16 protein-coding genes are annotated in these 13,045 nt (G+C 57.1%); 9 read left to right on the forward strand and 7 right to left on the reverse strand.

Annotation, left to right across the window (positions count from 1 at the left end; all coding sequences use genetic code 11):
* Positions 1–313: 313 nt before the first annotated feature.
* From purU to H6G62_RS15080, 3 genes are all read right to left on the reverse strand, one after another.
* Positions 314–1,168: a formyltetrahydrofolate deformylase gene (purU, locus tag H6G62_RS15070; RefSeq protein WP_190496637.1), complete on the reverse strand. Its 855-nt coding sequence runs from the start codon at positions 1,166–1,168 to the stop codon at positions 314–316.
* Between the two features lie 5 nt (positions 1,169–1,173).
* On the reverse strand, positions 1,174–1,947 hold the full coding sequence (locus tag H6G62_RS15075) for a methyltransferase domain-containing protein (RefSeq protein WP_190496555.1): 774 nt from the start codon (positions 1,945–1,947) through the stop codon (positions 1,174–1,176).
* Between the two features lie 161 nt (positions 1,948–2,108).
* A complete protein-coding gene (locus tag H6G62_RS15080; protein WP_190496557.1) occupies positions 2,109–3,293 on the reverse strand; it encodes an RNA-guided endonuclease TnpB family protein in 1,185 nt (394 codons plus the stop codon).
* A gap of 34 nt (positions 3,294–3,327) precedes the next feature.
* Between H6G62_RS15080 and tnpA the strand changes: the two genes are divergently transcribed.
* Positions 3,328–3,723, forward strand: a complete 396-nt coding sequence (tnpA, locus tag H6G62_RS15085) for an IS200/IS605 family transposase (protein WP_190496559.1) — start codon at positions 3,328–3,330, stop codon at positions 3,721–3,723.
* Between the two features lie 130 nt (positions 3,724–3,853).
* On the opposite strand, the gene H6G62_RS15090 is transcribed toward tnpA, so the two are convergent.
* Positions 3,854–4,468 (reverse strand): DUF4340 domain-containing protein, encoded by a 615-nt coding sequence (locus H6G62_RS15090; protein WP_190496562.1) that lies wholly within the window; start codon positions 4,466–4,468, stop codon positions 3,854–3,856.
* A gap of 373 nt (positions 4,469–4,841) precedes the next feature.
* The gene (locus tag H6G62_RS15095) at positions 4,842–5,444 is read right to left on the reverse strand and encodes a ParA family protein (RefSeq protein ID WP_190496564.1); all 603 of its coding nucleotides are present in this window, start codon (positions 5,442–5,444) and stop codon (positions 4,842–4,844) included.
* 148 nt (positions 5,445–5,592) lie between these two features.
* Between H6G62_RS15095 and tsaE the strand changes: the two genes are divergently transcribed.
* From tsaE to H6G62_RS15135, 8 genes are all read left to right on the forward strand, one after another.
* Positions 5,593–6,093: a tRNA (adenosine(37)-N6)-threonylcarbamoyltransferase complex ATPase subunit type 1 TsaE gene (gene tsaE, locus H6G62_RS15100; protein WP_242052066.1), complete on the forward strand. Its 501-nt coding sequence runs from the start codon at positions 5,593–5,595 to the stop codon at positions 6,091–6,093.
* Positions 6,068–6,526: an EVE domain-containing protein gene (locus tag H6G62_RS15105; RefSeq protein ID WP_190496566.1), complete on the forward strand. Its 459-nt coding sequence runs from the start codon at positions 6,068–6,070 to the stop codon at positions 6,524–6,526. Before tsaE ends, H6G62_RS15105 begins: the two co-directional genes overlap by 26 nt.
* Before the next feature lie 320 nt (positions 6,527–6,846).
* Positions 6,847–7,131: a hypothetical protein gene (locus tag H6G62_RS15110; RefSeq protein WP_190496568.1), complete on the forward strand. Its 285-nt coding sequence runs from the start codon at positions 6,847–6,849 to the stop codon at positions 7,129–7,131.
* A gap of 149 nt (positions 7,132–7,280) precedes the next feature.
* Positions 7,281–7,718 carry a biopolymer transporter ExbD gene (locus H6G62_RS15115; RefSeq protein WP_190496570.1) on the forward strand — a complete coding sequence of 146 codons (438 nt, stop codon included), beginning with the start codon at positions 7,281–7,283 and terminating at the stop codon, positions 7,716–7,718.
* A 131-nt stretch (positions 7,719–7,849) separates the two neighbouring features.
* Positions 7,850–8,692, forward strand: a complete 843-nt coding sequence (locus tag H6G62_RS15120; RefSeq protein ID WP_190496571.1) for a rhodanese-related sulfurtransferase — start codon at positions 7,850–7,852, stop codon at positions 8,690–8,692.
* Between the two features lie 279 nt (positions 8,693–8,971).
* Entirely contained in the window at positions 8,972–9,166 is a 195-nt protein-coding gene (locus H6G62_RS15125; protein WP_190496573.1) for an NblA/ycf18 family protein, read from the forward strand.
* A 63-nt stretch (positions 9,167–9,229) separates the two neighbouring features.
* Positions 9,230–9,508: a hypothetical protein gene (locus H6G62_RS15130; protein ID WP_190496576.1), complete on the forward strand. Its 279-nt coding sequence runs from the start codon at positions 9,230–9,232 to the stop codon at positions 9,506–9,508.
* Between the two features lie 269 nt (positions 9,509–9,777).
* Positions 9,778–10,650, forward strand: a complete 873-nt coding sequence (locus H6G62_RS15135; protein WP_190496578.1) for a universal stress protein — start codon at positions 9,778–9,780, stop codon at positions 10,648–10,650.
* Here H6G62_RS15135 and H6G62_RS15140 read toward each other — a convergent pair.
* Positions 10,647–12,011, reverse strand: a complete 1,365-nt coding sequence (locus H6G62_RS15140) for a hypothetical protein (RefSeq protein ID WP_190496580.1) — start codon at positions 12,009–12,011, stop codon at positions 10,647–10,649. The genes H6G62_RS15135 and H6G62_RS15140 overlap by 4 nt on opposite strands.
* Before the next feature lie 125 nt (positions 12,012–12,136).
* Positions 12,137–12,943 (reverse strand): alpha/beta hydrolase, encoded by an 807-nt coding sequence (locus H6G62_RS15145; protein ID WP_190496582.1) that lies wholly within the window; start codon positions 12,941–12,943, stop codon positions 12,137–12,139.
* Positions 12,944–13,045 lie beyond the last annotated feature (102 nt).

A 13,045-nucleotide genomic window follows, 5' to 3' on the forward strand; every position in this document is an offset into this window, starting at 1 on the left:
CTGACTTGAACAAAATTGAGAAGTTTTGGGCACGGATCAAGCACTACGTGCGAAAGACCTTGCACCAGTTTGACACCTTGTGGGATGCCCTCGACAATGCCTTCCGCATATTGTCCTAACCTGCCTGCGGGCTGCTATAAATGCACGCATTAACAGCAGGAACATTCGATTTCAGATGAAGAATTGGCTGCTTTTTTAGCTCCGATTCAGTCTAGTGAAGAGGGACGGTCTTTGCAGAGCCAGATAGTCCCATGAAGCCGTAGCCCCTGCGACGATGCCTCTACCCTAGGCCAGATTTCGGGTATTAAGAAGCTTAACCAAACACCACCGTACGATTGCCATAAACCAAGGTTCGGCTTTGCAAATGCAGACGCACCGCACGGGCCAGCACAATACGCTCCATGTCCTTGCCCTTGCGGATCAGTTCCTTCACGTCGTCGCGGTGGCTAATGCGGACGACATCTTGTTCAATAATGGGGCCTTCGTCCAAATCTGAGGTGACGTAGTGGGCCGTTGCGCCGATGATTTTCACCCCTCGCTGAAAGGCTCGCTGGTAGGGATTTGCCCCCATAAAGGCGGGCAAAAAAGAATGGTGAATGTTGATGACCCGACCGTAGGCGTTGAGAAAATCCGGCGAGAGCACCTGCATATATTTGGCCAACACCACCAGGTCGATGTTGTACTCCTTCAGCAGCGCTAATTGTTTTTGTTCCTGCTCCGCCTTGGTGTCCTTGGTGATGGGGAGGTGGTGAAAATCAATCCCGAACTGGTCGGCGATGGGTTTCAGGGTGGCGTGGTTGCTGAGGATCAGGGGAATTTCGGCCCGAAACTCCTTGGCCTGGTGCCGCCACAGCAAATCCAGCAGGCAATGATCCTGATGGCTCACCCAAATCGACAGACGGGGCACATCATCGGAAAAACTAAGCTGCCAGGTGGCCCCCAGGGGTTGGGCAATGGCGGTAAAGGCGGGGCCGATGATCTCACGGGGCAGGTTGAAGCCCTCCATCTCCCACTCCAGCCGCGACAAAAACAGCCCCGCCTCCGGGTCGCAGTGCTGGTCGGCGTGGAGAATATTGCCACCATTGGCATAGATAAAGTTAGCCAGCTTGGCCACCAGCCCCTTTTGGTCGGGGCAAGACACCAGTAAAGTCGCCGTTGGAGAACCCATCATCGTCAGATTGCTGAGACATAACACACGGGCACCACATCGATGTGCTTTTCACCGGGCATGGCGGGCCGCAGGGGGCACTCCTGGGTGGGCCATTGGCTTCTATCTTCAAACAGAAAAAGCTGATATTTCTCAGGTAAGGTATCAGACCGGACGGTGTCAACCCTGGGGAAATAGCGCTCATACCGAGCGAAATAGTCGAGCCCTGGGGCTCGAACGTGATAGGCTTCGTTGGGGTTGGGTTCTGGATATTCGATGGTTTTTTCTGCAACCAGAGGGACTGGCAGCATCGCAATACCGTTGGGTTTGAGAATTCGGCAGATTTCAGAGATGGCCTTTTCGTCGTTAGGGATGTGCTCTAACACATGGGATGCAAAGACAAAATCGTAGCGGCCATCCTCAAAAGGCAACTGTTGCAGATCCACCCGATGATCCACATCGTTCCGGTCAATATCGGCGCTTTCATACTGGCCAAACCGCTTTGAGAATAGATCCCGAAAGAAGGGCTCTGGCGCAACGTGAAGTATCTTCAACTCCGCTGGGTTAAGGGTACGCAGAACCTCCTCAACGACGAGGAACTGGAGTCGGTGCCGCTCTAGGGCGCTACAGTTGGGGCATTGAGCGTGCTTCCTCAGTCCTGTGGCAGGGGTGAGATCCATGAAGGGGCCGATGTAGCCACAGATGGGGCACTCGTAGGTTGCTTTGCCAAGATTTTTGAGTTTATAGCCGATCAGAGCAAGCTGGCGTTTGAGTTTACGCGCATGGTGTTTGAGCGTCATGGTTCTCTCCTGAGGTGGTGGCCACAGCATCCCCCTCCGGTGATGGTTAGGGTACTGGCTGCTTTAAAGTATGGCGTTTTCGGGAAAAACCGCTGTGCTAGAGGATCAAATTTTGACATCCTCCTCGGCCTAAAGGCGCGAGGATTCCCAGTCTGCCCGCACTAGGCGGACTCCTGATGAGTAGGCAGACAAGCCACCGCCCCGGAATGGGGTCTTACACGGCTTAGCGTCTGCCCATTCGGGTCGGCAAGCCCTGCCGCCAAAATATTTGCGCTGGCGTTAATGTCTCGGTCGTGTTCCGCCCCGCAGTTGAGGCACAACACCGACCGTACCGACAAATCCAACTTGCCCCAACGATAGCCACAACATGAACACACCTGGGAGGTGGGTTCCCATCGGCTGATGGTTCGCACCTCCCGGTCGTGGATCAGGTGGGCTTTACCCTCACAGAGGGTTCTAATTTGCCGCCATCCAGCCCGACTAATGGCCCTGGACAGGGAACGATTCTTCACCATTCCCGCCACGTTCAAATCCTCCAAGACCACCACGCTGTTTTCCCGCACCAGGCGAGAAGCCAGCTTTTGGTTGAAATCTTGGCGAATGTCGCGCTGTTTAGCTGACCTCCTGGCAATGGCCAGTCGCAACGATTCACGCCGCTTCGAGCCTTTCATGGCCCTAGCGAGTTTGCGCTTCCCTTTGCGAATGTGCTTGTCCAGTTGTTGGGTATCCGGGGCTTTGATTTTCTCCCCGGTACTGAGGGTGGCTAAGGTTTCAAGGCCCAAGTCCACGCCGACCCCTTGGTTTTTGGGTTCGACGGTGATGGGCTCCACCTCCACCACAAAGCTCAGGAAATACCGTCCTGCACAATCCTTGATCACCGTGACTGAACTAGGTTCAGAGGGTAGCGGCCTCGACCACTTGGTTTTGATCTCCCCAATCTTGGCCAGGTAAACCTTGGCCTCTTTGAGGGAAAATCCACCACGGGTAAAGCGGGCCGACTGCTGATTGAGTTTCTTCTTGAACCGAGGAAACCCAACCCGTGGCCCTTTCCGCTTGCCTTTACGGGAATCAAAGAAGTTTTTGAACGCCGTTCCCAAGTCCTGGATCGACTGCTGCAACGGAATATTGCTGACCTCAGCCAACCATTCCCGCTCATCAGTCTGCTTGGCTTGGGTGATACAGATTTTCTGCAACTCAGCACTGCTCGGCCATTTCTCACCTTCCGGTGTTGATTTGACCAAGCCCAGGGCATCATTCCACACCACCCGACAACACCCAAAGAGCTTAGCCAGCCCTAGGCGTTGTTGGTCGGTGGGGTAGATTCTGTACTGATAACGTGCTTTCATGGTCTTATTATAAGTTGGTCGTACCATTAAAACAATGGCCTATCGCCGGGAGAATCACAGCGTTTCAGATCTCAAGGCCCACCTGATCTTTGTGACCAAGTATCGGCAGAAGGTGCTGAGTGCCGAAGGGCTGAAGGTAATTGAGTCCGCATGTAAAGCCGTGGCCCTGAAGATGGATTTTCAGATCCTTGAGTTCAACGGTGAAGCCGACCATGTTCATCTGCTGGTGGAATATCCACCCAAGCTCTCCATTTCCCAGATCGTGAATGCCTTGAAGGGAGTTTCAAGTCGTCGGTATGGCCAATCTGGGCTGCCCAAGCCCAAGGGCAAGGCCGCTCTCTGGACACCCGCACACTTCTCGGCCTCGGTCGGCGGCGCACCGATAGAGGTTTTGAAGCGCTACATCCAAGACCAGGAAAAGCCGCCCTAAAAGGGCGGGGCTTGTATCCCATTAGTTTTGGTCACGCGATTCCTCCATGGTATTGTGCTGGAGGGCTAAAACCCATGCCCCCTTTATCGCAACCTGTTTAGCAGAGACCCCTTGCATGTTGCCTAGGCAGCTAATTTCCTTCTTCATCAGACGGCTCCAAAATTTCCCCGTCTACAGGCATTTTCCATTCCTCCAGGGGCCGATTGATGCCGTTGGCCACATCGCGAGTCACCACTAACCCTTCGTATTCGTCGGTGGGATTTTCCGGGGGCCAAGGTTCCGCCGGATCGACCATGGCGTAGTTGGCGTTGCCGCTAAAGTCTGGCCCGCCCAGAATCAAAACGTGCTCGGTGCCATCCTGCAAGGTCACGGTCACTTTACCCTGGGGTTGATCTAGGCCAAAATCCTGAATCTGATCCGCCGCCATCGTCACCCGTTGCAGGGGCGCGTCGGTATTCAATCGGCTCAGCAAAAAGGCCACTGCCCCCGGTTCCGCGACGAGGTTTTCTGGGGTCGTCATCTGCCAATTGCCCTCGCCATCGCCCTCAAAGGATAGGGTTTCGCCGTCCCGTTCCACCGTCACCGTCGCCACATCGGTTTCGGCAAAAGTAAACACTGGCCCCACCCCATCGCTCACCGTGGCACTTTCGGGGGCACGGCTCTGGCGCAATTCGCCCATCAACACCCCCGCCCCCAACAACAGGGCCACCCCCACCAACGCCACCGTCCCGCGCTTCAGTTTCATGGCTTACCCAAACTCCTTCACCGCATCTCACCTGATCCGTCAGAACCCAGGATCCGTAGATCGTAAACACTCCTGTTGGCCTTGACTTTGCCCTCTCCCCAAACCCCTCTCCCAAACCTGGGAGAGGGGCTTTGACTGACTCCGGCCCCCCCTTCTCCTACAATTGGAAGAAGGGGCTGGGGGATAAGGGCCAATCTGGAATTTCTGATTTCCTAGGGATCACAACGCACCGAGGATCAATCTTAGCGGTTGTCAGGGGCCGATGACGTTCACGGCCAAGGGAGATTCAAGGAGTCGTAGGGAAAACAGCACCAAGATGAGGCTTTACCCATGCAAAGCCATAATCCGCCAGAAATAGGCGAGACTCCCAGCCCTACCCCCCAAACTTCAGCAGCAATTCCTGGCCAATGGTGACGTAGTCGTACCAAGCTTCCGCCGCCTTAGCGACCTTCACCGCAGACACCACCTGCCCCTGTTGTGCCGCCTTTTGGTAGGCCGCATAGCGTCGAATGCTGTGGTCAAACTGGCGGGGCTGAATCGACTCCAGCAGGGGCCGTAGGGCGGCGGCAATGCGGCGGCTGGGGGGCATCATGGTCAGCAGCACGCGATAGTTTTGAATTGCCAAGGGTTCTAGATAGGCCACCATCAGGGCCAGCACATCCAAGGACAACACATCGGGCGTGGTGGGCAGCACCAAAACATCGCAAGCCTCCGCCAGCATCGCCAAATCCTCCGGGTCGGGTCGGGCTGGGGTGTCAATTACCACATGGCCTTCGTCGGGCAGATAATCCCCCGCCTGCCATTCGTCCGTCACCGCAAAGGGCAGCGTTCCCCGGTTGGCCCAGGCCAAGGCAGAACGGTTGGGGTCGGCGTCGATCAGTAAGGTTTCGGCATCGTTCTGCAAAAAAGCCGCCAGGTGAATGGCTGTGGTGGTTTTGCCGACACCGCCTTTGAAGCTGGCTACGGTGATGATCATGGGGGTTAGGGAGTCGGGAGTCGGGAGTCGGGACGGTTTGGTTGGTTCTGTTGTAGATCGGGGTGGTGGATTTGGAGCGTTCTGGATATAAATCGAGATCGCTAGCGGTATCGCTGATAAAGTCCTAGGGGATGGATGGTTGAACGGGATGGATGATGCAGTGATGGAACTGGAGTTGCCCAATGCGGCGGCGACCCAACGACTGGGAGAGGGGCTAGGGCGGGTGCTGCCAGCGGGGACGATTTTGCTGCTGTCGGGGGATTTGGGCAGCGGCAAAACGACACTGATTCAAGGCTTGGGGCTGGGTTTGGGGATTGCTGATCCGATCAGCAGTCCGACGTTTACCCTGGTGAATGAGTACCCGGAAGGCAGAGTACCCTTGTACCATATTGACCTATATCGGCTCGATGGTGAAGAGGTGACGGATCTTTATCTCGAAGCCTATTGGGATGAGCAAGAAACCGTCCCCGGCATCGTGGCCATTGAATGGGCCGAGCGGTTGGCGAATCTTCCGGCCCAAGCGCTTTGCCTTGCCTTTGCCTATGCGGACAACGGGGGCCGAAACGTCACCCTATCCAGCCAAGATTCTGTCCATCGCGATTTGTTGGAGAACCTGCTAAACCATGACCTACTGGTTGATGAAGTCTGAACCCGATGTCTACGGCATCCACGATCTGGCCCGTGACCAAACGGAACTGTGGGACGGCGTGCGCAACTACCAGGCCCGCAATTTTCTCACCAGGATGGCGGTGGGGGATTTGGCCTTTTTCTACCACTCCAACACCAAGCCACCGGGCATTGTGGGGCTGGCCAAAATCGTGGAGGCCAACGTGGTCGATCCCACCCAGTTCGACCCGGCCCACACGTATTACGACCCCAAATCTTCGCCCGAAAAGCCCCGCTGGCGTACCGTTGTTGTGGGTTATGTCGAAACCTTTGCCACCGGGATCACCCTCGACCAACTGAAGGACACCTTTGCCCCAGAAGACCTCTGGGTAGTGCGACGGGGTAATCGGCTATCGGTGATGCCCGTAGCCGATGCGGTGGCGGAGCGGATTCTGGCCATGGCCCGATCTGCCTAACCTCAGTCCTGTATGGACAGGCTATCTCCCCATGCTTCCTCCTAATCTAGGGTGGGCCTAGACAGGGGCAATGGTTAAGGCAATCTAAAGATTTCTGAGGACTCCCATGTTCCTTGGCATGGTTCTTTTGTCCTGCTATGCCTGCTTGACCAAGGCTCTCGCCCGTTTCCCATCCCCCCTTGAACCGCCCTTCAAGACCTTGCGGGAAGTCCTGGCTAGAATTGCTTTAAAAGACAGTTCATGTGATATTAAGCACATCGCCCACGGATAGCGCCCTGCCATAATAGCGCTAGCTTCAGGGCTACATCGAGGCTCTCGGTATGATGTGGGCTAATTTATCCCAGGTAGAACGTGTTACCTATCTAGAAGCCATCGTGCGCCAAGCGCTCCAGTCCAAGGCGTTGTTGGCGGAGATGGCCGACGCGCTCTATGCCCTCAGCCAGCGCCCCGATCTCTCCGTGGAGGAACAGCGCCTTCTCCACATCCTCAACGATGCCATCACCCACGAGGAAATCTTGCCAACGCCAGCCCCAACCGCCTCTGGGGAGCCGATCCTGAACCGCGCCCCTCAGTCCCAGACCGTTCACCCTGGCCATAGCGCCTAGGGGCTACTTCGGCCCTGCTCGGCTCCTCTAGAAGCGATTCTGGGACTGGCCATCGGCCCTAAGGGTTGGGATAAGCTAGGGTGTGCTGTCCAGGTTGGCCGTTTAGGGGGCAAGGCTGGGGCGCGTCAAGCTTTTCCGTGGCCTAAATTATGCGCCTGCCCGACGAACCAGAATCCTCTCCCCAGATCAACATCGTGCCGATGATTGATGTGGTGTTTGCGGTGCTGACGTTTTTCCTGATTTCGAGCCTGTACCTCAGTCGCAACGAGGGGCTAACGGTGTCGCTACCGGGGGCACAGACGGGCACAGTCCAGCCCCAACTGTCCATTGTGGTGACGGTGGCGGCCAGTGGTGCCTTGGCGGTGGGGGGGCAAGCCGTCAGCGATGACCAACTGCTAGGGGTGGTTCAAACTCAATTACCCGCAACCGTTGGCAACGTGGTGATTATCCAAGCCGATCAAGCCGTACCTCACGGGCGGGTGGTGGCGGTGATGGATCAACTCAGAACCCTAGAAGGCGTGCAGCTCGCCATTGCCACCCAGCCGCCCCTTGAGGGGAATGCACCAGAGGCCCCGAATCCTCAGTAATGGGCGTTCGCAATCCTAAAATAGAGGTTCTTGTCGGTTGGGGAGTTTGCCCTCACCCCCAGCCCCTCTCCCAGGGAGGAGAGGGGGGCCGGAAGTAGTCTTCAAAGTTCCTCTCACACCGTCTCTTCCCCATGACCTGGATTATCGCCACCTTTTACAAATTCGTTGACCTCCATGATTTGCCCCAACTGCGGGAGGATGTCTTGGTCGAGAGCCAGCGCTGGGGTCTGTGTGGCAGGATCTTGCTGGCCGAGGAAGGGCTAAATGCCACCGTTGCAGGCTTTCGGGAAAGTTTGGATCACCTGTTGGCTTGGCTGCAAGCCCATCCTGCCATCGGCCCGCTGACGGTACAGGAATCCACCACCGAGTCGGCCCCCTTTGGGCGCATGAAGGTGAAGATTAAGCCAGAAATTGTCACCCTAGGTCGCCCCGACCTCAACCCCAATCAGCAGGTGGGCACCTACGTAGACCCCCAGGACTGGAACTCGCTGATCCAAGATCCTGAAGTAGTGCTAATCGACGCCCGTAACGACTTTGAGGTCGAGATTGGCACCTTCCAAGGATCCGTGAATCCTCACACCCGCTCCTTCCGCGAACTGCCGGACTATGTTGAGCAGCACCTCGATCCGGCCCAGCACCGCAAGGTAGCGATGTTTTGCACCGGGGGCATCCGCTGCGAAAAGGCCACCGCCTACCTACGCCAGCGCGGCTTTGACCAGGTCTACCACCTCAAGGGCGGCATTCTCAACTACCTCAAACAAATCCCCCCCAACGAGAGCCTGTGGCAGGGGGACTGCTTTGTATTTGATGAACGGGTGGCGGTGGATCATTCCCTCCAGCCCCAGAATTACGTCCTCTGCGGCGGCTGTGGCTATCCCCTCAGCCCCCAGGATCAAGCCTCTCCCCAATACCAGCCCGGAAAAGCCTGCTCCCACTGCGCCCCGAATCCCCCTTCCTCGAACCGTTCACACTGAGCATTTTTACTCAAGGGATATTGATAAAAAATGTGAAGTTTGAGGCCAAGTTTGTCCGTTTAGGGCTTACTAGCTATATCTCAAACCTGTCAAGGCTGGATCTTTGTCAAACAATTGTTATAATTTGTAAAAAATTGTTCAAGGATTCCACCTTGACCCCGATCACGTCCCTAGGGCTATCTGTGGTTACTCTCAAACCCTGGGCCTTAGCGAAGATCCGATGTCCCATGGGAAATGCCGTTTTGGCGTCCCATGTTGTTCTCTCTCAGGAGTCCATCCATGAACGACCCGATGCAACTCTCCCTTGAGCAACAGTTTAACCTGCGCTCCTTCGAGACCCAGGTGAACCAAATGAGCCGTGAGCAAGCCCAGCAGTTTCTGGTTAAGCTCTACGAGCAAATGATGATGCGCGAAACTATGTACAAGCAGTTTCTAAAGCATGAGTGGGGGATTGGGCCAAACCCCCAATTTTAAGCTCCCCCAACCGCTACTTCGCGCCTTTTTGGGCGGTCTAGGCCAATTCTGAACGTCCTGAAGATGGCGACCTCCCTCTCTCGCAGGGTTCTGAGGAATCAGGCTAGGGATGCTGGGGCGTCTCCTTCTCGACCGTTTTCCTGCTCGACGACAAACCCCACGGGCACGACACTCATCTATACAGCTAACCGACCGCGTTTTACCGACCGCCTTGGACGCCCACGCCTCACCGCCTTAATGCCGTCGTTTACCCTACAGCTTTCTAACCTACAGCTTTCTAACCTACAGATTCGCCATGGCACCTCAGTGGATCACAACCTCAAGGTAACCCAGCCACCCTAGCGGCCTCTTGGGGAGGCAGGATGCCCGCCCTACCGTGGTCTTTTCGATGGACTAAGCCTTGCCATGGTTCTAGCAACGCGCTGGGGTCGCCTAAATGGCAGCGTTCCCCAAAAGCCTGCGGCGAAACAGAGCAGCCAGACGTTATCGTAGTTATGGCGGGGTATTACTTACCGTAAGCCTCGTTAGGGTCGCCCAGATGGGTTATGGATCGGCCCGCTCCTTTGCACTGAGACGACTTTGCACCGAGACGACGCAACGACGAGGCAACTATGTTTCAACGCGCTCTGATTTGTACCGACTTTACCGATGGAATGCATCGTTTGGCGCAGTTTGTGCCGAGTCTAGCGGCAGGGGGGATTCAGTCCTTCACCTTTTTTCACAATGTTGCCATTGATGCCGAGCGCGAAATTCCCAGCCAGGATCCAGCAATTTTAGCGCAGCCCAAACAGCGGATCACAGACCTGCTACGCGACGTGCCCGACGCTGTGGAAGTGAAGGTAGAGGTGCAGATGGGGCGCGTGGGCGACAACATTTTGCGCCTTGCCAAGCAGTGCCATGCCGATGTGATTTTTCTGGGCACCCCTACCCGCACCATGCTAGAGGAAAAGCTGTTTGGCAGCACCACCATGCAGTTAGCGGAAAAAACCCCCGTCCCCCTGATGATTCTGCGGCCCCAGCTCATTTCCACCTACACTACCGCCGAGCTAGAGCTGCGCACCAGCCACCTTTTCCGCTACCTGCTACTGCCCTACGACGGCCAAGAAACGGGCAAAACCCTGATTGAAAAAGTGAAAAAACAGGTGCAGAGCAACCCCCACTCGGTGTTAGAGCGGGTGCGGCTGCTGTGGGTGATTGATGACAATATCCGCCGCGAATTCCACGGTGATCATCCCGTTGAACAGGCCCAAGCCGAATGCGAGAAAATCCAGGCAGAACTGGCCGGCCTTGGCCTCGTGGTTAACACCACGGTGGTGGAGGGCGATCCCATCCAGCAAATTATGCTGACGGCGGAACAGTACGATATTGGGGCCATTGCTACCTGCGCCAGCGGCCTAGGTGGGTTCCTCAAATGGTCTACCCCCAGCCTCACCCGCGACATTCTCCGCCGCAGTTGGCACCCGGTTCTATACTTCCCAGCCTAGGATCGGCGGGGGGGACGGCCAAAACTGGGGAGTTGCACCGCCGCCAGGGAGGAAATTTTGCGCGGGGAACGCTGGGGATACACCGCCGGAGTGATTGCGGGTGGAGCGGTCGCTGGCTGAGGGCTAGCGGGGGCCGTAAGGGCAGGTTCCGCCTTGGCCAGATTGGGCTTTACCACAGGCTTGGCCTGGAAAGGTTCTGGAAAATCGGCCACGGGTTCTGGGATTTGGGGGGGTGTTGCCGTTTGGGGTGACGTTGCCGCTTCAACGGGTTCGGGGACAGTCTGCACGATCAACGGAGCCCCCCAGGGAGAGGGTTCTGTGAAGCCAGGGGATGGCTCGGCCTCATCGGTGGGGGCAAGCCAGGGATCAACCATCACCGGGGCTTCCGAGGCGGGGGCAGGCACTTCAGCGGCAGGCTTGGCCCAGGTTGCTGGGGCGGCGGGTTCTGGGGCCGCACTGACCGGAGTTGATACAGCCGGGATCGGAGTTGACACCACCGGGGTTGATGGTTTTGCCGCTGTGGGCTTGAAGCTATGGATCAGGTTCGATAGAGCCTCGGCCTGATGATCAGCGACCACGCTAGGGGCCGTCCAAGGCTGAATTTCCTGGGCTTTGGGCATGGCCACGGGCTGGCTGTCCTCCGTGCCTAGGGCCATCACGGCGTTCGGCATAGCTGGGGAGTGCTGAGCCTCGCTAGCCATGTTCAAGCACTTTTCTAGGGCCGTCTTGAACTGAAGGGTGTAGCGCTGTTGGCGATGGAGGCGAGCTTTGAGATCGCGACAGCTATCTTCGGCCTGTTGGAGTGCGGTAGTCTTTTCGCTAAAGCGCTGTTGCAGCAGGGTGCATTCTCGCTCTAGCTGGGCCACCCGTTGTTGGCTAGACTCTAGCTCGGTTTGCAGGGTTTCGTTGTGAATGGTGGCCCGTCGCAGACCGTCGTTGGCGGCGTCTAATTCGCTCAGCAGTTGCGCCACCTGGGCCGGGGCGGGGGGTCTAGCAGCGGTGACAACGCCCTGGGACTGAGTGCGTTCCACTTCCGCCTGGAGAGCGGCCTGGGATCGCTCTAGGGATTCCTCCAGATCCGACACCCGAATCAGCAGGGCATCGTTGCATTGGTTCAAGTCTTGGATGAGCTGGATCAGTTCCTCGGTGCGATGGAGCGGGGCCGAGGGGGAAGCCGCCGCCTGGACGTCGGCCTGAACGTCGGTGATGGCCATTTGACCAGGAAAGTTCACCACTTCCCAGTTTTGGCTTGGCTCAGGTTGGCTTGGCCCAGACGCCCTAGGGGAGGCCGTTGGGGTGCCGCTGGAAGGGGGCTGATCTTGAGGCTCTGGGGTCGGATTGGACGAAGGGTTGTCAGTCATGGCGGGCCTGATCCTGATCTCGTGGTCTCACATTGCATCCCCGAAGATGAACAGGGTGACTTGACCCCCTAGGGTACCGGACTTTGCCGATTTATTCACCCCTAATTGTTAACATTGCTGACCATTCATACAAGACTTTTCATGGTAGCCAAAAACTGACGGAGGGCGGCGGCGGTGGCGGCTTCCTCTAAGCCGAGGGGTGTATCGGCGGCGGGAACGGGCTGCACCAGGCCCAACATCATCCCTGAGGAGCGAGAATTGTCCTCTGCTGGGGAGGCTGGGTTGGCCAAAAATTGTACGACGTTTGCAGTTGGCAGGGTGTTGGGATCAATCTGCTCTGCGGCAATGTCGGCGGGACGCCGCCGAAACAGGATTTGGCAGGCCGCCGGAGCCTGACGCAGGGTGTGTCGTCGCCGTTGCAAGGCCCGGAATTTGCCTTTGCCGCCCAACCAGGAGGCGAGGGTCATCAACGGCACCAGGGGCGATAGGGGATTCACCAACCAGCGATCTAACCGCCAGCGCGAGGCTTTGGAACCCGCCAATCCTTCCGGGTCTACCACCGCTACCCCTCGCACCTGGTCGGGGTAACGTTGGGCATAGCGCAGGGCCACCCACGCCCCCAGGGAATGCCCCACCAGCACACAGCGGGAAATCCGCAACGCCTGAAGCAAAGTGTGTAGCGCGTCTACTTCTAAATCCACCGAGTGAACCGTGGCGGTGCTGGCCGATTCGCCAAAGCCGATCAGGTCGGGGACTAGACCGTGGCATTCCGTGGCTAGGGTTTGCATCACCGAAAGCCATTGGCCGCTGTCGTGCCAGGAACCATGGAGAAAGACTAGGGTTTCCCCCCGTCCGGCCTCGTGCCAAAACAGGGTACCGCTGGGCACCTTGAGGCGACCCGTGCGCATGACGACTTCGTGGGAGGATTTCATAGCCCAGACTGGGGAGATACAACCATTGCAGGGCGGCGATTGGGCGAGCGCATTCCCGACCCATGGGCCAGCCCCCTTCTTTCAGCTTAGGCTAAAACCCCC

Source organism: Phormidium sp. FACHB-1136 (genome assembly GCF_014697375.1).
Taxonomy (GTDB): Bacteria; Cyanobacteriota; Cyanobacteriia; order Phormidesmidales; family Phormidesmidaceae; genus Nodosilinea.